Origin of the sequence: Halomonas sp. HG01 (genome assembly GCF_000968715.2) — a bacterium.
In the GTDB taxonomy this organism is placed as follows: domain Bacteria; phylum Pseudomonadota; class Gammaproteobacteria; order Pseudomonadales; family Halomonadaceae; genus Halomonas; species Halomonas halophila.
Window position 1 is genome coordinate 14,010 of record NZ_CP022134.1, and the last position, 21,953, is coordinate 35,962.

At 69.2% G+C, this 21,953-nt stretch carries 19 protein-coding genes; 12 read left to right on the top strand and 7 right to left on the bottom strand.

Annotation, left to right across the window (positions count from 1 at the left end; all coding sequences use genetic code 11):
* Positions 1 to 208: 208 nt before the first annotated feature.
* On the top strand, positions 209 to 1,615 hold the full coding sequence (glnA, locus tag UN84_RS00065; protein WP_035595733.1) for a glutamate--ammonia ligase: 1,407 nt from the start codon (positions 209 to 211) through the stop codon (positions 1,613 to 1,615).
* A 118-nt stretch (positions 1,616 to 1,733) separates the two neighbouring features.
* Here the strand turns inward: glnA and UN84_RS00070 are convergent, their stop codons facing one another.
* Positions 1,734 to 2,447, bottom strand: a complete 714-nt coding sequence (locus tag UN84_RS00070) for a ZIP family metal transporter (RefSeq protein ID WP_046078506.1) — start codon at positions 2,445 to 2,447, stop codon at positions 1,734 to 1,736.
* Positions 2,448 to 2,613: 166 nt separating this feature from the next.
* On the opposite strand from UN84_RS00070, the gene UN84_RS00075 reads away from it, so the two are divergent.
* The 3 genes from UN84_RS00075 to ntrC all read left to right on the top strand — a co-directional run bounded on the left by UN84_RS00075 (position 2,614) and on the right by ntrC (position 6,078).
* Positions 2,614 to 3,195: a DUF4124 domain-containing protein gene (locus UN84_RS00075; RefSeq protein WP_046078505.1), complete on the top strand. Its 582-nt coding sequence runs from the start codon at positions 2,614 to 2,616 to the stop codon at positions 3,193 to 3,195.
* A 437-nt stretch (positions 3,196 to 3,632) separates the two neighbouring features.
* Positions 3,633 to 4,679, top strand: coding sequence for a nitrogen regulation protein NR(II) (gene glnL / locus UN84_RS00080; RefSeq protein WP_035595739.1), 1,047 nt, complete (start codon positions 3,633 to 3,635; stop codon positions 4,677 to 4,679).
* Positions 4,672 to 6,078 carry a nitrogen regulation protein NR(I) gene (ntrC, locus tag UN84_RS00085; RefSeq protein WP_046078504.1) on the top strand — a complete coding sequence of 469 codons (1,407 nt, stop codon included), beginning with the start codon at positions 4,672 to 4,674 and terminating at the stop codon, positions 6,076 to 6,078. Before glnL ends, ntrC begins: the two co-directional genes overlap by 8 nt.
* 198 nt (positions 6,079 to 6,276) lie before the next feature.
* Here ntrC and UN84_RS00090 read toward each other — a convergent pair whose 3' ends face one another.
* Both UN84_RS00090 and UN84_RS00095 read right to left on the bottom strand, forming a co-directional pair.
* Positions 6,277 to 8,094: an aminopeptidase P family protein gene (locus UN84_RS00090; protein ID WP_046078503.1), complete on the bottom strand. Its 1,818-nt coding sequence runs from the start codon at positions 8,092 to 8,094 to the stop codon at positions 6,277 to 6,279.
* On the bottom strand, positions 8,091 to 9,683 hold the full coding sequence (locus UN84_RS00095) for a peptide MFS transporter (protein ID WP_046078502.1): 1,593 nt from the start codon (positions 9,681 to 9,683) through the stop codon (positions 8,091 to 8,093). The genes UN84_RS00090 and UN84_RS00095 overlap by 4 nt, the downstream gene beginning before the upstream one ends.
* Before the next feature lie 313 nt (positions 9,684 to 9,996).
* On the opposite strand from UN84_RS00095, the gene UN84_RS00100 reads away from it, so the two are divergent.
* The 6 genes from UN84_RS00100 to UN84_RS00125 all read left to right on the top strand — a co-directional run bounded on the left by UN84_RS00100 (position 9,997) and on the right by UN84_RS00125 (position 16,601).
* A complete protein-coding gene (locus UN84_RS00100; RefSeq protein WP_046078501.1) occupies positions 9,997 to 10,956 on the top strand; it encodes a hydroxymethylglutaryl-CoA lyase in 960 nt (319 codons plus the stop codon).
* A 2-nt stretch (positions 10,957 to 10,958) separates the two neighbouring features.
* Positions 10,959 to 12,164 carry a CaiB/BaiF CoA transferase family protein gene (locus UN84_RS00105; protein ID WP_046078500.1) on the top strand — a complete coding sequence of 402 codons (1,206 nt, stop codon included), beginning with the start codon at positions 10,959 to 10,961 and terminating at the stop codon, positions 12,162 to 12,164.
* Positions 12,165 to 12,222: 58 nt separating this feature from the next.
* Complete coding sequence (locus tag UN84_RS00110) at positions 12,223 to 13,218, top strand: Bug family tripartite tricarboxylate transporter substrate binding protein (protein WP_046078499.1); 996 nt, start codon at positions 12,223 to 12,225, stop codon at positions 13,216 to 13,218.
* Positions 13,215 to 13,679 (top strand): tripartite tricarboxylate transporter TctB family protein, encoded by a 465-nt coding sequence (locus UN84_RS00115; RefSeq protein WP_052719306.1) that lies wholly within the window; start codon positions 13,215 to 13,217, stop codon positions 13,677 to 13,679. Before UN84_RS00110 ends, UN84_RS00115 begins: the two co-directional genes overlap by 4 nt.
* A 9-nt stretch (positions 13,680 to 13,688) precedes the next feature.
* Positions 13,689 to 15,185: a tripartite tricarboxylate transporter permease gene (locus tag UN84_RS00120; protein ID WP_046078498.1), complete on the top strand. Its 1,497-nt coding sequence runs from the start codon at positions 13,689 to 13,691 to the stop codon at positions 15,183 to 15,185.
* A gap of 78 nt (positions 15,186 to 15,263) precedes the next feature.
* The gene (locus UN84_RS00125) at positions 15,264 to 16,601 is read left to right on the top strand and encodes a deoxyguanosinetriphosphate triphosphohydrolase (RefSeq protein ID WP_046078497.1); all 1,338 of its coding nucleotides are present in this window, start codon (positions 15,264 to 15,266) and stop codon (positions 16,599 to 16,601) included.
* Positions 16,602 to 16,625: 24 nt separating this feature from the next.
* Here the strand turns inward: UN84_RS00125 and UN84_RS00130 are convergent, their stop codons facing one another.
* Positions 16,626 to 17,435, bottom strand: a complete 810-nt coding sequence (locus UN84_RS00130; protein ID WP_046078496.1) for an ATP-grasp domain-containing protein — start codon at positions 17,433 to 17,435, stop codon at positions 16,626 to 16,628.
* Positions 17,436 to 17,556: 121 nt separating this feature from the next.
* Here UN84_RS00130 and UN84_RS00135 point away from each other — a divergent pair, with 121 nt between their 5' ends.
* Complete coding sequence (locus tag UN84_RS00135; protein ID WP_237022340.1) at positions 17,557 to 18,354, top strand: ribonuclease T2 family protein; 798 nt, start codon at positions 17,557 to 17,559, stop codon at positions 18,352 to 18,354.
* Between the two features lie 10 nt (positions 18,355 to 18,364).
* Here UN84_RS00135 and UN84_RS00140 read toward each other — a convergent pair whose 3' ends face one another.
* Entirely contained in the window at positions 18,365 to 19,243 is an 879-nt protein-coding gene (locus UN84_RS00140; protein WP_046078494.1) for a nuclease-related domain-containing protein, read from the bottom strand.
* A 95-nt stretch (positions 19,244 to 19,338) separates the two neighbouring features.
* On the opposite strand from UN84_RS00140, the gene UN84_RS00145 reads away from it, so the two are divergent.
* Positions 19,339 to 20,208, top strand: coding sequence for an NAD-dependent protein deacetylase (locus tag UN84_RS00145; RefSeq protein ID WP_046078493.1), 870 nt, complete (start codon positions 19,339 to 19,341; stop codon positions 20,206 to 20,208).
* Here the strand turns inward: UN84_RS00145 and UN84_RS00150 are convergent.
* Together UN84_RS00150 and UN84_RS00155 are read right to left on the bottom strand one after the other, a co-directional pair.
* The gene (locus UN84_RS00150) at positions 20,189 to 20,563 is read right to left on the bottom strand and encodes a translation initiation factor Sui1 (RefSeq protein WP_046078492.1); all 375 of its coding nucleotides are present in this window, start codon (positions 20,561 to 20,563) and stop codon (positions 20,189 to 20,191) included. The genes UN84_RS00145 and UN84_RS00150 overlap by 20 nt on opposite strands.
* Positions 20,564 to 20,648: 85 nt before the next feature.
* The gene (locus UN84_RS00155) at positions 20,649 to 21,833 is read right to left on the bottom strand and encodes an alpha-hydroxy acid oxidase (RefSeq protein ID WP_046078491.1); all 1,185 of its coding nucleotides are present in this window, start codon (positions 21,831 to 21,833) and stop codon (positions 20,649 to 20,651) included.
* Positions 21,834 to 21,953: the final 120 nt, after the last annotated feature.

Sequence of the window (21,953 nt, forward strand, 5' to 3'; positions counted from 1 at the left end):
TTTCTCTTCAGCTGTTTATAGATCGGTGTCGGCGTGCGTCGTCATTTTGGCACGTTGTATGCTTTGTTTCGGACAATGCCATGGTCGTGCATGGCGGCGTGGGCATCGCGCCGACGCCATGCTACAACGTCGACTGGACACACCCGCGACCGACGACAGACAGATTCAGCGGAATACCAACACCAGCCACTGTACCCTGGAGGACCTCATGTCCGAGAAGACTCTCGCCCTGATCGAAGAGCATGACGTGAAGTGGATCGACCTGCGCTTCACCGACACCAAAGGCAAGGAACAGCACGTCACCATTCCGGCCCGTGACGTCGACGAAGAGTTCTTCGAGAACGGTCAGATGTTCGATGGCTCCTCCATCTCCGGCTGGAAGGGCATCAACGAGTCCGACATGATTCTGCGCCCGGAAGACGGCACCGGCTTCCTCGACCCCTTCACCGAAGACGCCACCCTGATCCTGCGCTGCGACATCATCGAGCCGGCCACCATGCAGGGCTACGAGCGTGACCCGCGCTCCATCGCCAAGCGCGCCGAGGCTTACCTGCAGTCCACCGGTCTGGGCGATACCGCCTTCTTCGGTCCGGAGCCCGAGTTCTTCATCTTCGACGAGGTGCACTGGAAGGCCGACATCGAAGGCGCCATGTACAAGATCACCTCCGAGGAAGGCGCCTGGGCCACCGACCGTCAGGTCGAAGGCGGCAACCTGGCGCACCGTCCGCGCGTCAAGGGCGGCTACTTCCCGGTTCCGCCGGTCGACAGCTTCCACGACATCCGTGGCGCCATGTGCAACACCCTCGAGGCCATCGGCCAGTCCGTCGAGGTGCACCACCACGAGGTCGCCAACGCCGGCCAGAACGAGATCGGCGTCAAGTTCAACACCCTGGTGAAGAAGGCCGACGAACTTCAGGAAATGAAGTACGTGGTGCACAACGTCGCCCACGCCTACGGCAAGACCGCCACCTTCATGCCCAAGCCGCTGGTCGGTGACAACGGTTCCGGCATGCACGTCCACCAGTCCTTCTGGAAGGACGGCCAGAACCAGTTCGCCGGCGACGAGTACGCGGGCCTGTCCGAAATGGCGCTGTACTACATCGGCGGCATCATCAAGCACGCGCGTGCCCTGAACGCCTTCACCAACGCGTCCACCAACTCCTACAAGCGTCTGGTGCCGGGCTTCGAAGCGCCGGTCATGCTGGCCTACAGCGCCCGCAACCGCTCCGCTTCCATCCGTATCCCGTACACCGCCAGCCCGAAGGGCAAGCGTGTCGAGGCGCGTTTCCCCGACCCGACCGCCAACCCCTACCTGTGCTTCGCGGCGATGCTGATGGCCGGCATCGATGGCATCAAGAACAAGATCCATCCCGGCGACGCCATGGACAAGAACCTCTATGACCTGCCGCCGGAAGAAGGCAAGTCCATCCCGACCGTCGCCGAGAGCCTGGACCAGGCCCTCGAGGCGCTGGCCGAGGACCGTGCCTTCCTGACCGAAGGTGGCGTGTTCACCGACGAGATGATCGATGCCTACATCGAGCTCAAGGAAGAGGACGTCGAGCGCCTGCGCATGACCACGCATCCGGTCGAGTTCGACATGTACTACAGCTGCTGATGCCGCGCGGCGCCTGGCGCCGCGCTCCAGCACGCGAAAGGCACGCCCGAGGGCGTGCCTTTTTTGTGCGTCTTTCTTTTGCGTGTCTCGATGCCGCGGGCTGACCCCGTCATGGCCATCAGTGGATCAGCATGTGACCGACGATGCCCATGGCGAAGCCGAGCACTGCGCCCAGCGGCGGCCCCCAGTGGCGTTCGAGGCGGGCCTGGGGGGCCAGGTCCTGAAACACCGAGTAGAGGATGCCGCCGGCGGCGAACAGCATGATCGCGGCCACCGGGGTGGGGTAGTCGCCCAGCCACCAGAGCCCGCCCAGCCCCGCCAGCGGGCCCAGCCAGGCCATGGCGAAGAACAGCGTCAGCAGGCGCCGGGCCGAGTAGTGGGTGGTCTCGCGCAGCTCGCGATAGGCGTTGAAGCCTTCCGGCAGGTTCTGCAGCGTCATCAGCAGGGCCAGCAGCACGCCGCTGCCGCCGCCATAGGTGAAGGCGGCCCCCAGAGCCAGGGCTTCGGGCAGGAAGTCGGAGAGCATGGCCGTCAGCTGGCTGGCGGAGGTGCCGTTGCGGTCGAGCAGGATGTCGATGCCCATGAAGGCCAGGCCGCCGGCGAGGAACCAGAGCATGGCCGGCCCCGGGGCCAGCGCCTCTAGGCTGTTGGGCACCAGCACCAGGGCCACCGCCGAGAGCAGGGCGCCGCCGCCGAAGGCGATGATGCCGTGGCGCAGCTCGTTCTCCAGCCAGTTCGGCCCGAGGCGTTCCACCTGGGCGACCCAGCCCCCCAACGGCATCGCCATGCCGGCCACCAGGGTCAGCAAGACCACCTTCTCCCATGCCTCCATGCCCGTCGCTCCTTGGCTGTTGGTGTCGCCGCCTCATCCTACTCTTCTTCACCCGGGGCGCGAACGTGGATTCCGTTCCGGGTCGACGGTGGGCTAGGCTTGGAGCAGGACGATGGCAGGCGCACGGCGCGCCGCACGGGACCGTCACGGAGCTCGGGAGAGACGCATGCACAAGGTTGTCATGACACTGGCGCTGGGCCTGGCGATGAGCCTGCCGGCCGTCGCGCAGACCATCTATCGCACCACCGATGCCCAGGGCAACGTCGTCTTCACCGACGACCCCGGGCGCGGCGGCGAGGCGGTGGAGCTCGATCCGCTCACCGTGGTGCCGTCGCGGCCGGTGCAGCCGCTGTCGAGCGCCTCGTCCGGTCGGCCCGAGAGCACCACGCGCTACGGCGAGCCTGGCCAGCCCTTCATGCCCTACGACGTCTTCGCGATCGCCTCCCCCGAGCAGCAGACGACCCTGCCTACCGGGGCCGCGGGCAACGTTCAGGTGCAGCTCGCCATCCGCCCCGACCTGCGCGACGACCATCGCGTGCGGCTGCTGGTGGACGGCCAGGTCAGTCAGTCCGCCATGCACACCGACACCTTCCTGCTCTCCAATCTCAACCGCGGTGAGCACCGGGTGCAGGCCGAGCTGCTCGACGCCTCCGGCGCGGTGCGCCACCGCACCTCGCCGCTGACGCTCTACGTTCAGCGGGCCAGCGTCAATCTGCCGAGCAATCCCAACAATCCCGCCAACCATTAGCTGCCCCCTCGCCGGCCGCATCGACCGCTGTGTCCGGATGGCTCCCCGAGGCCCTGTATCCCACCGCCGGCGCGTGACGACGGGCACTTCGATGCCTTCGATCACGCCGACCGGGTGAGCGAGGGCAGCGCCTTCCGCCATGCCGAGGCGCTGCGCGGCGATCGTCCGCCCGGAAGCGATCGCCGTCGGCACGACCATGAAGCATGGCGAGCGCATCACGCCCCGCGAGCGCACTTCAGGAAGCCGCTCGAGCCGGAGTGAGCGCTGCCTCGCAGTGCGTGCACCAGCGTGGTGCACTACCATGGTGCATGATCCCCATGTCGGATCAGCCGGGAGGCGACGCCATGCCGTCTTCCCCAAAGTGGCGCGCTTCTTGCAGCACATGAGGGAGGCGCCGCATCGTTTCGCCGCCGGAATGCACCAACGGGAATGCCTTCATGTATCAACGCCTGATGGAACACCTCACCACCGCCGTGCTGCTGCTGGATGGCCGGCTGCAGCTGCGCTGGATGAATCCGGCGGCGGAGGCGTTGCTGGCATTGAGCCGCTCGAGGGTCACCGGCCTGCCGCTGCCGGGGCTGGTGAACTCGGATGACGATATCGGCGAACTGCTGGCCAAGGCACGCGACGAGTTCCATCCCTACACCCAGCGCGAGGCGCGCCTGACCCTGCCCACCGGCGACGCGCTGACGGTGGACTACACCGTCACGCCGCTGTCGGCGGACGAGCTGCTGATGGAGCTGGAGCCCCGCGACCGGCTGCTGCGCATCTCACGCGAGGAGGCGCTGCAGACCCGCCAGGAGACCATCAAGGTGCTGGCGCGGGGGCTCGCCCATGAGGTCAAGAATCCGCTGGGCGGCATCCGCGGCGCCGCCCAGCTGCTGGAGCGCGACCTGGGCGACTCCCAGCTCACCGAGTTCACCCGCATCATCGTCGAGGAGGTCGATCGGTTGCGCGACCTGGTGGATGCCATGCTCGGCCCCCATCGGCTCAATCGTCCCGAGCCGCTCAACATCCACAAGGTACTGGAGCGGGTCCGGGCCCTGGTGTCGGTGGAACACCCCGAAGTGACCTTCACTCGCGACTACGATCCCAGCCTGCCGGATCTGATGGGCGACGAATCCCAGCTGATCCAGGCCATCCTCAACGTGGCACGCAACGCCGTGCAGGCGATGACCGAGGCCGGCATCGAGGGTCCCACCCTGGTGCTGAAGACCCGCGCGCGTCGCCAGTTCACCCTCGGCGCCGAGCGCCATCGCCTGGTCTGCCAGGTGAGCCTCATCGACAACGGTCCCGGCATCCCCGAGGAGCTCAAGGAGACGCTGTTCTACCCCATGGTGTCCGGCCGCGCCGAGGGCAGCGGCCTGGGGCTGTCGATCGCCCAGTCGGTCCTGCACCGCCACCAGGGGCTGATCGAATGCGACTCCCGGCCGGGCCAGACCGAATTCCGACTGCTGATACCGCTGGAGACATCCCATGACTGAAGCCGCACGCGTCATGATCGTCGATGACGATCGCGCCATTCGCTGGGTGCTGGAGCGCGCTCTGGCCCAGCCCGACCTCGAGGTCGAGAGCGTCGAGCGTGCCGACCGGATCCTCGAGCGGCTGCTCGAGGATCCGCCCGACGTGCTGGTCACCGACATCCGCATGCCGGGCCTGGACGGCCTGGACCTGATGGCGAAGGTGCGCGAGGCGCATCCGGAGCTGCCGGTGATCGTGATGACCGCCCATTCCGACCTCGACAGCGCGGTGGCCTCCTATCAGGGCGGTGCCTTCGAGTACCTGCCCAAGCCGTTCGACGTCGACGAGGCCCTGGCGCTGGTGCGCCGCGCCGTGGCCCATGCCCGCGAGCGCCAGCGCCCGGTGCACGCCCCCGAGGGGCTGGACGCCGAGATCATCGGCGAGGCGCCGGCCATGCAGGAGGTGTTCCGCGCCATCGGTCGGCTGTCGCAGTCGCACATTACGGTGCTGATCAACGGCGAGTCCGGCACCGGCAAGGAGCGCGTCGCCCAGGCGCTGCATCAACACAGCCCGCGGGCCGGCAAGCCGTTCATCGCCCTGAACATGGCGGCGATACCCCGGGACCTGATCGAGTCCGAGCTGTTCGGCCACGAGAAGGGCGCCTTCACCGGCGCCACCGCCCAGCGCCAGGGGCGCTTCGAGCAGGCTGATGGCGGCACCCTGTTTCTCGACGAGATCGGCGACATGCCCGCCGAGACCCAGACCCGCCTGCTGCGGGTGCTGGCCGACGGCGAGTTCTACCGCGTGGGTGGCCACACCTCGGTGAAGGTCGACGTGCGCATCATCGCCGCCACCCACCAGAACCTGGAGGGGCTGGTCGAAGACGGCCGCTTCCGCGAGGATCTGTTCCACCGCCTCAACGTCATCCGCATCCACCTGCCCAAGCTCGCCGACCGCCGCGAGGACATCCCGCGGCTGGCGCGCCACTTCCTGGCCGAGGCCGCCAAGGAGCTCGCCACCGACGTCAAGGTGCTGACGCCGGAGGCCGAGACCCACCTGACGCGGCTGGCCTGGCCGGGCAACGTGCGCCAGCTGGAGAACACCTGCCGCTGGCTGACGGTGATGGCCTCCGGCCGCGAGGTGCTGGTCGAGGATCTGCCGCCGGAGCTGCGCGAGGCCGACGAGGGCGGCGCCGCCGGCGACTGGCGCCTGGCCTTCCGCGACTGGGCCGACCGCGCGCTCGCCGCCGGCCACACCCATCTGCTGGAGGAGGCGGTGCCGGACTTCGAGAAGATCCTGATCGAGACCGCGCTCAAGCACACCGGCGGGCGCAAGGGCGAGGCCGCCGAGCTGCTCGGCTGGGGGCGCAATACCCTCACCCGCAAGCTCAAGACCCTGCTGCCGGAGATGGCGGAGGACTGAGCCGCCGAGCTGCTGGGTTGGGGGCGCAATACGCGCTCTCTCAAGGGCCGGCAAGATCAAGACGCTGCTGCCGGAGATGGCGGAGGATCAGGTGCGAGGTGCGAGGTGCGAGGAGCAAGAGGTGAGGAGTGAGTAATAAAGAAGGGCGCCCTGCGGGGCGCCCTTCTTCTGTTCCGGGCTCAGGAACGCCGCTTCCGCTCAGCCGCGCTCGAGCGGCTGGGTGCGCTTCTCGAGCCAGGCCAGGGCCTCGCCCTCGAGCTTCGGCGCGAGCCGGCTGCGGACCTCGGCGTGATAGGCGTCGAGCCAGTCGGCCTCGGCGGGGTCGAGCAGGGCGACGTCGATCGGCCGGGCATCGATGGGGCACAGGGTCAGCGTCTCGAAGCGCAGGAAGTCGCCGAACTCGCTGGCCTCGGCTAGGCGGTTGGCGGCCAGGTTCTCGATGCGGATGCCCCACTGGCCCGGGCGATACACGCCGGGCTCGATGGAGGTGATCATCCCCGGCTGCATGGCGGTGTGCGGCGCCACCGGCGCGTACCAGGCGATCACCTGCGGGCCCTCGTGGACGTTGAGGAAGTAGCCCACGCCGTGGCCGGTGCCGTGGCCGTAGTCGCGGCCGCTGGCCCACAGCGGGGCGCGGGCGATGGCGTCGAGCTGCGGCGAGGGGATGCCGCGCGGGAAGTGCGCCCGGGACAGGGCGATGGTGCCCTTGAGCACCCGGGTGTAGTCCTCGCGGTGGGCGTCCGTGATGGTGCCCACCGGCACCACCCGGGTGATGTCGGTGGTGCCGCCGTGGTACTGGCCACCGGAGTCGATCAGCAGCAGGCCGTCGCCCGCGATGGTGGCGTGGGCCTCCGGCGTGGCGTGGTAGTGCGGCAGCGCACCGTTGGCGTTGTAGGCGGCGATGGTGCCGAAGCTGCGGCTGACGAAGCCGGGGCGGCGGGCGCGGGCGGCGGTGAGCTGCTCGTCCACGGTCAGCTCGGTGACCGTCTCGCCGCGTTCGAGCGCGGCCTCGAGCCAGGCGAAGAACTTGCACAGGGCCGCGCCGTCCTCCTCCATGGCCTCGCGCACGTGGGCCAGGTCGGCGTCGCTCTTGCGGCCCTTGGCCAGGGTGCTGGGCTGGTAGGCCTCGGCCAGCGCCACGCCCTCGGGCAGCGCCTCGCGGGTGCCCAGGGTCAGCTTGGCCGGGTCGATCAGCACCCGGGCGTCGGCCGGCAGCGCATTGAGCCGGCGATGCCAGTCGGCGTAGTCCGCCACCGCGATGCCGTCGTCGGCCAGCGCCGCCGTGAGCTCGTCGTCGAGCTTGCCCGGGGCGACGAACAGCGTGGCGGTGTCGCGGCCCACCAGCAGGTGGGCGAGGAACACCGGGTTGAACGCGACGTCGGCGCCGCGCAGCTGGGTCAGCCAGGCGATGTCGTCGAGGGTCGAGATCGGGTGCCAGTCGGCGCCGTGCTCGGCCATGGCCTCGCGCACCCGGGCCAGGCGCTCGCCGCGGGTCTCGTCGAGATAGGCCGCCGGATGGGCGTAGAGCGGCGCCTCCGGCAGCGCCGGGCGCTCCGGCCAGATGGCGTCGAGCAGGTCCAGGTCGCCGCGCAGGCGAACGCCCGCCGGGGCCAGGTGCGCCTCGAGCCGGCGGGCATGAGCCAGCGCCACCACGTCGGCGTCGAAGCCGAGGGTGGCGCCCTCGTCGAGCCGATCGGCCAGCCAGCGCATCGGCGCGTCGGCCTGGCCGGGCTGTAGCTTCATCAGCGCGATGCCGCTGCCGGCCAGCTGTTCCTCGGCCTGAACCCAGTAGCGGCTGTCGACCCACACGCCGGCGGCGTCCTGGGTCACCACCAGGGTGCCCACCGAGCCGTCGAAGCCGGACAGCCAGGCGCGGCCGGCCCAGTGCTCGGGCAGGTACTCGGAGTTGTGCGGGTCGGAGGAGGGCAGCCACCAGGCGTCGATGGCGTGTTCGCGCATGACCTCGCGCAGGGCGTCGAGACGTTGGCGGGCGGTGTCGGCACTGGGTGAGGTCATGCTTGGGCTCCTGAGTCGAGGGTGGCATCGGCGCCCGCGCGACGGGCGGCCGCCGGGTCGATGAGACGATGGTGTCCGAGCATGCGCTTGAACACCGGGACGAGCAACAGCAGCACCGCGGCGAAGATCACCAAGGCGATGGCGGAACGGCCGAACAGCTCGGGCAGCTGCTGGACTTCCTCGGGATTGACGTGGCCGCCGATCAGGCCGGCCACCAGGTTACCGAGCGCCGAACCGGTGAACCACAGGCCCATCAGCTGACCCTGGGTGCGCCGCGGCGACAGGCCGGACATGGTGGAGAGGCCCACCGGGCTCAGGCACAGCTCGCCCAGCGTCAGCAGCAGCATGCTGGCGATGATCCACAGCGGCGAGACCAGCCCCGGGCCGCTCAGCACCTGCTGGGCGGCCAGTATCATCAGGCCGAAGCCGGCGGCGGCCAGCAGCAGGCCGAGCACGAACTTCATCGGGCTGCCGGGTTCCAGGCGACGGCGCCCCAGCGCCGGCCACAGCCAGCCGAACAGCGGGCCGAGCAGCACGATGAAGATGGGGTTCAGCGACTGGAACCAGACGGTGGGAATCTCCCAGCCGAACAGTCCGCGGTCGGTGTAGTTCTGGGCGAACAGGTTGTAGGAGGTGGGCTGTTGCTCGAAGGCCGCCCAGAAGAAGGCCGCGGCCACGATCAGCACGAAGCACACCGTGACCCGGGCACGCTCGTCGCGGTTCAGGCCGTTGAACAGCATCAGGTAGGCATAGAAGCCGATCGCCACCACGATCAGCACCGTGGTCATGACCTCGGCCAGGGCGCGGGCGTCGATGTGGATGACGTCGGTCGCGCTCAGCACCACCAGCCCGGCGATCAGCGCCATGATGCCGGCGACCCAGCTTCCGACGTGGCGGCGGCTTTGGGCCGGGGCATCCCAGCTGGCCTCGCGGCCGCGCTCGCGGTCGGCGCGCTGCATGGCCGGCACCGCCCACAGGCGGAAGATCAGCAGCGCTGCCAGCATGCCGAGCCCGCCGATGCCGAAGCCCCAGTGCCAGCCCCAGCGCTCCAGCATCACGCCGCTGATCAGCGGCGCCAGCAGCGCGCCGAGGTTGATGCCCATGTAGAAGATGGCGAAGCCGCCGTCGCGGCGCACGTCGCCGTCATCATAGAGGCCGCCGACCATCACCGAGATGCAGGTCTTGAACAGCCCCGAGCCGAGCACGATCAGGATCAGGCCGACGAAGAAGGCCGGCGCGCCGAACGGTGCCGACAGCGCGATGGCCAGGTGGCCCAGGGCGATCAGTACCGAGCCGTACCACACCGCCCGGCGCTGGCCGAGCCAGTTGTCGGCCAGCCAGCCGCCGGGCAGGGCGGCGAGGTAGATGGCGCCGGCATAGAGGCCGACGATGGCCGAGGCGGTCTTCTCGTCGAAGCCCAGGCCGCCGTCGAAGAGGCTGGCGGCCATGAACAGCACCAGCAGCGGGCGGATGCCGTAGTAGGAGAAGCGTTCCCACATCTCGGTGAAGAACAGCGGCCCCAGCGGGCGCGGATGGCCGAAGAAGCCGCGATCCCGTCGGGAGGTCGCGGCGTCGGAGGTGGAGGTCATGAAGGGTCTGCCTTGTCGCTTGCTTGTGCATTGTCGACCGCGCCCGGCGAGAGTCCATGACGCCATATGTTGGCGTTTGCTGCTGAATAACCAGCAGTGTGGATGGCATTTTTTCTGTCTGGCGCGGTTCAGGCGGGCGATTCTATGGTGTTTTGTTAGCCAACGAAATACGACGGAAGCGGTATGGCGAGGCGCGCCTCGGGGAAGGGGCGGCGCGCCACCGCCAAAAGACTAATGTGAGCGGTTTCGAGCGCTGCCTATAGTGACTCGACGCGTGCCTTGCACGCCGTCTTTCGGAAGGGAGTCCGTCGTCATGTCCGTCGCCGATCGCCTCGAGCGTCAGCCTTCGCGAGTCCATGTCACCGAGGTGGGGCCGCGGGACGGCCTGCAGAACGAGTCCGTCATCCTGAGCACCGCCGAGAAGCTCGAGCTGGTGCATGCGCTGATGGATGCGGGCGTCCGCGCCTTCGAGATTTCCTCCTTCGTCAGCCCCAAGGCGGTGCCGGCGCTGGCCGATGCCGGCGAGCTGGTCGCCGCGCTGCGCGGCTTCGAGGGCCTTCACCTGTCGGCCCTGGTGCCCAACCGCCGGGGTGCCGAGCGCGCGCTGGAGGCCGGCGTCGACGCCGTGGTGATGTTCGTCTCGGCCTCGGAGACCCACAACGCCAAGAACGTGAACCGCTCGGTGGCGGCCTCGCTCGAGGGCTTCGAGGAGGTGGCGCGGCTGCTCGAGGGCAGCGGCGTCGAGCTGCGCGGGGCGATCGCCACCAGCTTCGGCTGTCCCTTCGAGGGCGATATCGAGGTCGGTGCGGTGGGGCGGATCGCCCGCCACTTCGCCGACATCGGCGTGCGCCACGTCTCGCTCGGCGACACCACCGGCATGGCCACGCCGCCGCTGGTCAGCGAGCGCATCCGGCACCTGCGCGAGGTAGCGCCTCGGATTGCCCCCACGCTGCACTTCCACAACACCCGCGGCATCGGACTGGCCAACGTCATGCAGGGGCTCGCCCTCGGCGTGGACCGCTACGAGAGCTCCATCGGCGGCCTCGGGGGCTGCCCCTTCGCGCCCGGGGCCTCGGGCAATATCGCCAGCGAGGATCTGGTCTACCTGCTCGACGAGATGGGCATCGACACCGGTATCGATCTCACCGGCATGATCGAGGCCGCCCGGGTCGCCACGCGGCTGATGGGCCGCGACCTGCCGGGGCAGGTGTCCAAGGCCGGGGCGCGCCTGACGCTCGGCGACTGTTCCGCCGTTCCCACCGCACGAGGATGAGCATGCTCGACTCCGCCACGTCTTCTTCGGGTTCCCTGCAGGGCATCCGCGTCATCGACCTGACTCGCGTGATCTCGGGTCCCTTCTGCACCCAGATACTGGGCGATCACGGCGCCGAGGTGATCAAGGTCGAGCCTCCAGGCCGCGGGGATATCGTGCGCTCCCAGGGCAACATGGTGAACGGCTTCAGCTGGTACTTCGCCCAGTTCAACCGCAACAAGCGTTCCCTGACCCTGGACCTGCGCCAGGAGGAGGGCAAGGCCGTGCTGAGCCGGCTGCTGGAAGACGCCGACGTGCTGGTGGAGAACTTTCGCCCCGGTGTCATGGCCAGGATGGGCTTCAGCGACGAGGTGCTGCGCGAGCGCTTCCCGCACCTGGTGGTGGGGCGCATCAACGGCTTCGGCTCCAGTGGCCCGTATCGAGATCGTCCGGCCTACGACTTCATCGCCCAGGCGATGAGCGGTTTCATGGGCGTGAACGGCCACGAGAGCGGCGAGCCCATGCGGGCCGCGCCGCCGATCAGCGACATGGTCGCCAGCCAGAACCTGGCCTTCGGCATCAGCGCGGCGCTGGTGCGTCGCGAGCGCACCGGCCAGGGCGATATCGTCGAGACCGCGCTGACCAACGGCCTGATCAGCATGATGGGGTATCTGGCGGCGGAGTACTTCGCCACCGGCGAGGTGCCGAAACGCACCGGCAACGACCATCCCATGCTCTACCCCTACGGCTTGTTCCAGGCCAGCGACGGCGAGGTCGCCATCGCGCCGAGCAACGACACCATGGTCGAGCGCTTCCTCGGCGCGCTCGACATGCTGGAACTGCTGGAGGACGAGCGCTTCCTCGACAACCGCCGCCGCATGGACAACCGCGAGGCGCTGCGCGAGATCCTCGACCGCGAGATCGCGCGGCGCAGCGTGGCGGAGTGGATCGAGCACTTCAACGAGGCCGGGGTGCCCTGCGGCCGAGTTTACGACCTGCACGAGACGTTCGAGGACCCGCAGGTCCGCGAGCAGCAGATGGCGCTGGAGCTCGACCAGGGCGAGCGCGGCAAGGTGCCGACCACCGGCTTCCCGGTGAAGATGTCCGAGGCCCCGGCGGCCATCCACCACCCGGTGCCGGAGCTCGGCGAGCACACCGAGGAGATCCTCGCCGCGCTGGGGTTGGCGGCCGCCGAGCGCGGGGCGCTGCGCGACAAGGGCGTCATCTGAACCGCCCCTGCGGGGCAGGCACAGCAGCACGACAACAACAAGGACCAGGAGCGACGACATGCCGATCACTTCCATGACACCCCGCCGCCTGATGGCCTACACCCTGCTGGGGCTGGGCCTGACGGGCGGCCTTGCCGGCCAGGCGCTGGCCATCGACGAGTGCATCGCCCCGGCCGACCCCGGTGGCGGCTGGGACTTCACCTGCCGCTCGGTGGGCCAGCTGCTGCGCGAGCTGGACCTGGTCGACGGCAACGTCCAGGTGACCAACATGCCGGGCGGCGTGGGCGCCGTGGCGTTCTCCAACGTGGCCGGCAAGCGTGCCGACGACAGCGATCTGATGGTGGCCACCAGCACCGTGGGCATGACCCAGATCGCCCAGGGGCGCTACCCGGGCGACGCCGACACCATGCGCTGGCTGGGGATGCTCGGCACCGACGTTGGGGTGATCCTGGTCGATGACGAGAGCGCCTATCAGACCCTCGACCAGCTGCTCGAGGCGATCGTTGCCGACCCCACCTCGGTGGTGATGTCCGGCTCCAGCGGCGCCGGCGGCTGGGACCATATCCGCGCGCTGATGCTGGCCAAGGCCGCGGGGCTGCCGGGGGATCGCATCGGCGCGCTACGCTGGGTGCAGTTCGACGGCGGCGGGCCGGCCGTGACCCAGATGATGGGTGGTCACGTGGATGCGGTCTCCACCGACTTGGGCGAGATCGCCGGCTTCATCGAGTCCGGCGACGTGCGGGTGCTGGCGGTGCTCTCCGACGAGCCGCTGCCCGAGCCGTTCGACGCGCTGCCGACGGCCGTCTCCCAGGGCTACGACGTGACCGGTTACAACTGGCGCGGTTTCTATACCGGTGGCGAGGTCTCGGACGACGATTACGCGGCCATGGTCGAGACCCTCCATGCCCTTTATGAAAGCGACGAGTGGAAGGCGGTCGCGGCGCAGAACGGCCTGGTGCCGCTGTGGCGCGGCGGCGACGAGTTCAGCGACTTCGTGCGCGAGTCGATCGACAGCGTCGAGGCCATCTCCCGCGAGATCGGAGTCATCCAGTGAGCGAAGCCCCGCCGATTCGCCATGCCGCCCTGGGCGACCGCATCGCCGGGGCGGCGCTGGCACTGCTGGCGCTGGGCGCCTGGTGGCACTCGCATACCTTCGTCACCGGTTTCATGCAGCCGGTGGGGCCGGGGGTCTTCCCCCGGCTGGTCAGCGTGCCGCTGGGCGTGCTGTCGCTGTACCTGATCGCGCGCCCCGGCATCAATCAGCGCTGGCCAGAGAAGGCGGCGCTGGTGCGCCAGCTCGGCATGCTGCTGCTGCTGGGCTGCTATGCCATCGTGCTCGAGCCGCTGGGCTTCGTGCCGGCGACGCTGCTGGCCACGGTGCTGCTGATGCGCCTGTTCGGTGCCCGATGGCGTCAGGCCCTGCCGTATGGTGCGCTGCTCGGGTTTGCGCTGTACGTGCTGTTCGAATTCGCCCTGGGCATTCCGCTGCCCGACACGCCCGGCTGGAGTGGGTAGCGATACGTCATGGATATTCTCGACTTCCTCGTGCACGGGTTCGCGGTGGCGCTGCAGCCCGAACATCTGCTGCTGGCGCTGATCGGCTGCACCGTCGGTACCCTGATCGGCGCCCTGCCAGGGCTGGGGCCGGTGAACGGCGTGGCGCTGATGATCCCGCTGGCGTTCAACTTCGGGCTGGCGCCCACCGCGGCGCTGATCCTGCTGGTCAGCGTGTATTACGGCTGCATGTATGGCGGCCGCATCAGCTCCATCGTGCTCAACATTCCCGGCGACGAGCCGGCGATGATGACGACCCTCGACGGCTACCCGATGGCGCGCGCCGGCCGCGGCGGCGAGGCGCTGGGGCTGTCCGCCGTGGCCTCCTTCGCCGGGGCGACCATCGCCACCATCGGCCTGACGCTGTTCGCGCCGCTGCTGGTCAAGGTGGCGATCCGCTTCGGGCCCGCCGAGTACTTCGCGCTGTTCATGCTGGCCTTCGCCACCATCGGCGGGGTGACCTCCGGCAGCTTCACCAAGAGTTTCATCGCCGCCTGCCTGGGCCTGCTGCTCGGCACGGTGGGGATCGATCCCGTCAGCAGCGTGGCGCGCTACACCTTCGGCTGGTATGAGCTCTATGACGGCATCGACTATCTGGTGGCGCTGATCGGGCTGTTCGCCATCTCCGAGTGCCTGCTGTTCCTGGAGCGTGATCATCGCCTGGAGATCACGCCCGTGCGGCTCGGCTCGGCCGTGCCGGGCATGCGGCGCTCGAAAAGCTGCGCTTCGACCATCGGCCGCGGCTCGCTGATCGGCTTCATCGCCGGTGTGCTGCCCGGCGCCGGCGCCTCGCTCGGCAGCTTCCTGTCCTATTCGCTGGAGAAGCGCCGCTGGGGCGACAAGGGCGACTTCGGTCGCGGCGACCCCCGCGGCGTGGCGGCCCCGGAGGCGGGCAACAACGCCGCCGCCGGCGGGGCGCTGATCCCCATGCTGTCGCTGGGCATCCCCGGCAGCGGCACCACCGCCATCCTGCTGGCGCTGCTGCTGTCGATGAACATCACCCCCGGGCCGCTGCTGTTCGAGCAGCAGCCGGACATGGTCTGGGGCCTGGTGGCGGCGCTGTTCATCGGCAACGTCATGCTGCTGGTGCTCAACATCCCGCTGGTGGGGCTGTTCGCCAAGGTGCTGCAGGCGCCCTCCTGGTTCCTGATGCCGATGGTGGTGCTGGTGGCCTTCGTGGGGGTCTATTCGCTCAACAACAGCCCCTTCGACCTCTTCATGATGCTGGCCTTCGGCGTGCTCGGCTATGTGCTGCGCAAGCTCGAGATTCCCACCGTGCCGGTGGTGCTGGGGCTGCTGCTGGGTGGGCAGATGGAGTTCAACCTGCGGCGGGCGATGTCGATCACCGGCGGCGACTGGAGCATCCTGTGGAGCAGCGGGATCTCGATCGGCATCTATGTCTTCGCCGCGACCCTGCTGTGCGCCGGGCTGATCTATGCGCTGCTGGTCAAGCGCCGGCTGGTCTGACGGAAAGCGAAAGCCGCGCCGGCGGCTTGGGTGGCGTGCCTCCCGGTGCCAGAATGAAGGCCTCAAGGAGGAACGCCCATGACGCAGATGACCTGGGAGCGGCTGCTCGACCCGGCCCGGCTCCATGACCGGCGCGGCACGTCCCGCGACGAGATCGGCCGCAGCCCCTTCCACAAGGACCACGACCGCATCGTCTTCGCCGGCTCCTTCCGCCGCCTGGGGCGCAAGACCCAGGTGCACCCGCTGACCGACAACGATCATATCCACACCCGCTTGACCCACTCGCTGGAGGTCGGCTGCGTAGGGCGCTCGCTGGGCATGAGCGTCGGCGAGGGGCTGCGCCACCGGCTGCCCGAGGACATCACGCCGGCCGATCTCGGCGTGATCGTCCAGGCCGCCTGCCTGGGCCACGACATCGGCAACCCGCCCTTCGGCCACGCCGGGGAGTACGCGATCCGCGACTGGTTCAAGCGCGCCGAGAGCGACGGCAGCGGGCTGCTGGAGGGGCTGTCCGACGCCGAGCGCGCCGACCTGCTGACCTACGAGGGCAACGCCCAGGGCTTTCGCATCGTCACCCAGATCGAATACAACCAGTTCCGCGGTGGCATGCGCCTGACCGCGGCGACGCTGGGCACCCTGCTCAAGTATCCCTGGACCGTAGAGCACGGCGGCAGCGCCGGCAAGTTCGGCTGCTACCAGAGCGAGGCCCATCTGCTGACCGAGGTGGCCGAGCGGCTGGGGCTGCTGCCCCAGGGCGAGAACCGCTGGAGCCGGCATCCGCTGGCCTGGCTGGTCGAGGCCGCCGACGACATCTGCTACGCGCTGCTCGACCTGGAGGACGGCCTGGAGATGGGCATCCTCGGTTTCGACGAGGTGGCCGGCATCCTGACCCAGATCGCCGGCGGCGAGCCCGGCGACTTCGCGACCATGCGCGAGGAGGGCGTGTCCCAGCGGCGGCGGATCGCCGCGCTGCGCGGGGCGGCCATGGAGCGGGCGGTGACCGAGGTGGCCGGAGCGTTCGTCCAGCACGAGGCCGAGCTGCTCGGCGGCCGGCTGCGCCACGACCTGCTCGAGCTGTGCCACCCGGACCTGGACTGGGGGGTGAAGACGGCCAAGCAGCTGGCGCGGGAGCGCATCTTCCGCAACGAACGCAAGGCCAAGCTGGAGATCGGCGCCTACACCACGCTGGGCATCCTGCTGGAGGCCTTCATCGGCGCCGCCCACGAGCTGCACCACACCGGCGGCTCGACCTTCAAGCACCAGCGGGTGCTGGCGCTGATCGGCGAGAACACCCCGCGCCCCTCCTGGTCGCTCTACGACAGCTACCGGCGCATGCTCGACTTCATCGGCGGCATGACCGACCACTACGCGGTGGATCTGGCTCAGGAGATGGGCGGGCGGCTCAGGGGCGACTGAGCGGCGGGCCTCTGCGGCGCCGGTTCAGGCCGTCAGCTGCAGCGGCGGCTCCCCGTCAGGATCGCGATCGTCGTCGTCCAGGCCGATGACGCGGCGGATGGCGTCGCCGATGCGCCGGCTGCTGTTGGCGATGCCCTGGTTGCCGAACAGGCGGTTGAACTCGAACACGTAGGGATGCCCGTCGACCATGGCGATGTCGAAGCCGGCGTGGTCGATGTCGAGCTCGCGGGCCAGGCGGCGGGCCAGACCGATGGCCGCCTCGGGAATCGCCGCGTGGTCGATTCGTCCGCCCTGGCTGACGTTGGCGCGATAGCCCTCGAGCGGCGTGATCCGCCAGTAGGCGGCGATCACCTCGCCGCCGACCAGCACGATGCGCAGGTCACGGTCGATCGGCAGCCGCGCCTGGGCATACAGCACCGGCTCCTCGGCGACGTGGTCGTCGAGATCCTGGCGCGACGCGATCAGCCGTACGCCCTCGCCCATGGCGCTCTTGATGCGCTTGGCGATGAAGGGGTAGCCGAAGCGCGCCTCGATGTGGTCGAGAGCGGCGCGGGAGGTGCCGCGAATCTCGGTGGGCGGCACGTGCTCGGGGCACAGTGCCAGGAAGGCGCGGGTCTGCTGGACCTTGTCGTGGCCCAGGTGGTAGCTGGCCAGACTCGGGAAGATGCGCGCGCCGAGCCCGTAGGCCAGGGCATTGACCTGCCAGTATTCAGGGAACAGCAGCCAGTCCGCCTGACGGATCTCCTCCAGGTGATCGTACATGCGTTCCGGCTTGATATAGCGCACCCCGGGAATCCCCAGGGTGCGAAAAACGTCGAACGTGATGAGTTTCATGGTGATGAAAAGGCCATCTCCTGCGAAGGCGGCGAATTATTATCCGCCTTCATGGTTCTGGCAAGCGTTATCGGCCCTCGGGCATCCCCGAGGCAGGCATGATGAGGAGGAGCGCACGACAGTGAAGCGTGCTAGACCGTATTGGCGGCCGAAGAAGGTGCTGCTGATGGGGCTGCTGGGCGGCTGGCTGGCCGTGACCTCGGCCCTGCCGGCCTCGGCGTCATCGCCACTGGCGCTGGACGGTGTCGATCACTACACCTTGGCGCTGACCTGGCATCCCGGCTTCTGCGCCAGTCGCTCGCGGCCGCCACGAGAGTGCCGGGAGGCCCGGCTGCGGCGCGGGGCGGACGACAGCTTCGTGCTGCACGGGCTCTGGGCCTCGCTGCCCGACGACTTCCGCGAGCGCGGGGTCACGCGTCGTGACTGGTGGCGCCAGGGATGCTTCCTGGAAACGCCACGGCCGGACGGCGGTTTCTGCCGCGCCCATGCGCCGCTGGCGCTGCCGGACGCCCTCGGGCGGCGGCTGGATCGTGCCATGCCGGGGCGGGCGAGCTGCCTGGATCGCTACCAGTACGCCAAGCACGCGGCCTGCCTGGCGCTGCCCGAGGAAGCGCTGTTCGCGACCTCGCTCGAGCTGCTTGAGGCAGTGAACGACAGCGCCTTCGGCGACTTCGTGGCGCTGCATCGTGGCGGCGTGGTGGGGCGCAACGCCCTGATCGATGCCTTCGAGGCGGCTTTCGGCGAGGGCCGGGGGCGGGCGCTGCGCCTGGAGTGCCGCGGGCGCGGCAACCGGCTGCTGACCGAGGTGCGTATCGGCATCGATGCCGAGGCCCTCGACCGCTTCCCGTCGGCCGACAGCCTGGTACGGCTCGGCCGCGGGCGCTGCGCGACGCGGGTCAGGATCGCCGATTTCGACTGACGGCCATCCCTCAGTGCGGGGCGCGGCGGTGGATCGCGGCGATCACCGCCTCGCGGGTGGCGTCGTCGAGGGCATCCAGACGCCGCTCGGGCAGCCGCTCGGCCAGGGCATCGCCGCTGACCACCAGCAGGTCATCGGCGGCCTCGGGGTGCTCGATCTGCCAGCCAGGCAGGGCCAGCACGCCCTGCACCGGCACCGGTTGGCCCAGCTCTTGCTCCAGCCATTCGGCCAGCCAGCGCGCGGCGCGGCGGGTGTCGCGCAGCGGGCGTCGCTCGATCCAGCCCGGGAAGCGCAGGCGAGCGTGTTCGACCGTGACGCGGTTGTCCTCCTCGCCAGAGGGGCGCACCGTCGGGCTGCGGGCCCAGGTCTCGACGGCGAACACGCCATGGGGCGTGATCGCCACGTGATCGAGCGTGTCGCCTTCGGCGGGCACGTCGTGGAAGATGACGTAGGGGTGTGACTCGGGGCGGATCAGTCGCTCGAGCTCCTGGCCCACCGCCAGTTCGCAGGCCAGCCCCAGCTTGAGGCGGCGGATGCGCTGGAAGTCGCGGATCAGTCGGAAGCAGAAGATCAGCACCAGCAGCGTGGAGAGCGCGCCGTAGAGGGTCCATTCGACCCATTCCGGTTCGTCGGAGAACAGCATGCGCCCCATGCCGTAGACCAGCGGCGTCATGATCACGATCGGGCCCAGGGCGCCGTTGAGGAACAGGCCGGCGAAGGCGCGGTCCAGACGGTCGCGCAGCGACTGGCCCGGCTCGCGCAGCGGGTGGGCGTCGAAGGGCGAGCTGACCCGGGCGTCGTGCAGATTTCGCAGCCCGACCACGATCACCGCGGTCGCCGCCAGAGGAAACAGGAAGATGAGGGGAATCAGGTATTCCAGCCAGGCCATCGGGAGTCCTTGCCCGTGGGGGATCCCGTCTATTGTAGACAGGATCGGCGCCCCGAGGCCATGCTCGGCGCGCATGCCGAGAAGCGAGGAGTGACATGAGCGATCGTCAGGCGCCGCTCGGCGCCGATCTCGAGGCCCTGGCGGCTTTCGTGGCGAGCACGCCGCGCCTGGCCGTGCTGACCGGGGCCGGCGTCAGCACGGCCAGCGGCATCCCCGACTATCGCGACGACGGCGGCGACTGGAAGCGCTCGCCGCCGATGCAGCATGGCGTCTTCATGGGCAGCCAGGCCGCCCGGCAGCGCTATTGGGCGCGGGCGCTGATCGGCTTCCGCACGCTTCAGGAGGCGCGCCCCAACGAGGCCCATGATGCCCTGGCGTGGCTCGAGGCCGAAGGGCGGGTGATCGGCATCATCACCCAGAACGTCGACGGCCTGCATCGCCGCGCCGGCTCGCGTCGGGTGATCGAGCTGCATGGCCGGGCCGACCTGGTGCGCTGCATGGGCTGCGGGGCGACACGCATGCGCCATGATCTGCATGCCGAGCTGGCCCGCCACAATCCCGACTGGCTCGACACCGGCGCCCGGGCCGGTCCGGATGGCGATGCCGACCTGGAAGCGGACTTCGCGGGCTTCAGTGTGCCGGACTGCACCCGCTGCGGTGACGGCATCTGGAAGCCGGACGTGGTGTTCTTCGGCGACAGCGTGCCTCGCCCCCGCGTGGACGAGGCCTTCGCGTTGCTGGAGGAGGCCGACGGGCTGCTGGTGGTGGGCTCGTCGCTGATGGTCTACTCGGGCTTCCGCTTCGCCCGCGAAGCCGCCCGGGCCGGCAAGCCACTGGCCTGTCTGAACCTCGGACTCACCCGCGCCGATGACCTCTATACGCTCAAGGTCACGGCCGTCGCCGAGGCCGGGCTGGCCGCGCTGGTCGAGACGCTGAAGGAAGGGCCTAGCCGCCGGCCAGCCTGACCTTGAACCCTCGCTTCTCCAGCTCGCCCTTGAGCACCTCGCGCTGGTCGCCTTGAATCTCGATCACGCCGTCCTTCAGGGCGCCGCCGGTGCCGCAGCGTTTCTTGAGCTCCTTGGCCAGGGTCTTGAGCTCGTCGGCCTTGAGCGGCACGCCATCGACCAGGGTCACGCCCTTGCCCTTGCGGCCCTTGGTCTCGCGGCGTAGGCGCACGATGCCGTCCAGGCCCGCCAGGCGCTCCTCTTCGGCGGCCTCGGCGCAGCGGCAGTCGTCGACGGGCTGGCGGCACTCGGGGCAGGTGTCGCCGTGTTCGGTGGAGTAGACCAGGCCACGCAGCTGGTCCTGGAAAGATGCCATGGGGCCTCCTCGGCAATGGATGCGGGCCCCAGATGATACGAGGCCCGGCGGCGGCGGTCGATGCGGGCGGGCCTTGCGCGTCGGCTCATGTGTGCCGACGGTCGGGCCCGAGGACCTCGGGGCCGAGCTCGGAGGCCTGGTTCAGCCCCAGCAAGCCGATCGTCCGGTCCACTTCTCCGCGCAGCAGGTCGAGGGCATGCGCGACGCCGGCCTGGCCGCCGGCGGCCAGGCCGTACAGCGTCGCTCGCCCCAGCCAGACCGCATCGGCCCCCAGGGCCAGCGCCTTGACGATATCCGTGCCACGCCGGAAGCCGCTGTCGATGAACAGCTGGCAGCGTTCGCCGACGGCCTTTCTGGCGTCGGGCAGCACCTCCAGCGGCGAGCAGGCGCTATCGAGCTGGCGCCCCCCATGATTGGAGAGTACCACCCCGTCGACGCCGAGTGTCGCGGCCTGCTCGGCCTCGGCCGGCGCCAGGATGCCCTTGACGATCAGCTTGCCCTGCCAGTGATCGCGCAGCCAGGCGATATCGTCCCAGTTGAGGGAAGGGTCCAGCTGCTGGCCGATGATGGCCGAGGCGCCCTGCACGCTCTGCTTGCCGGGCGGCAGCAGGTCGCCGAGGTTCTTGAAGGTGGGCATGCCGTCGGGGATCAGCACGTCGGCGATCCAGCGCGGGCGGGTCAGCAGATGCAGGAGATTGCGCAGCGTGGGCTGCATGGGCTTGCGGAAGTTGCGCAGGTCCCACTCCCGGTTGCCGTAGATGGCGCTGTCGGTGGTGACCACGAGCGTCTCGTATCGCGCCGTTCGGCAGCGTTCGACCAGTTTCCTGACGTAGTCGCGGTCGCGATAGAAGTAGATCTGCATCCAGGCCCTGAGGTCTTCGACGTCGGCGATCTCCTCCAGCGAGGTGGTGGCCACGTTGCTGAGCACGAAGGGGATGTTCGCAGCGGACGCCGCCGCGGCCAGCTTCAGGTCGCCGTTCTTCGTCATCATGCCGTTGTAGCCGGTCGGTCCGATCACCAGAGGCAGGGCATGTTGCCGGCCCAGCAGGGTGGTGGACAGGTCCCGGGGGCCGACGCGCGTCAGGGTTTTCGGTTCGAACCGGTAATCGTCGAACACCCGGCGGTTGCGATCCAGCGTGCGTTCATCGTCGGCACCGCCCTCGAGATACTCATGGACAAAATGGGGCAGTCTGCGGCGGGCGATCCGTGCCAGGTCCTCGATGTTGAGTGCCTTTCGATAGTCGGTTCCGGCATAGCTGGCGCGTTCCACGTGGGTCTCCCTTTGCCGATGGCGCATGACACCAATGTCTAATAACGAAGCGCTTTTCGCTCTCCTGCCATACTACCATACTAGTTGCATCGAAAAGGCGAGGGCCCATGGCCGTGCCGA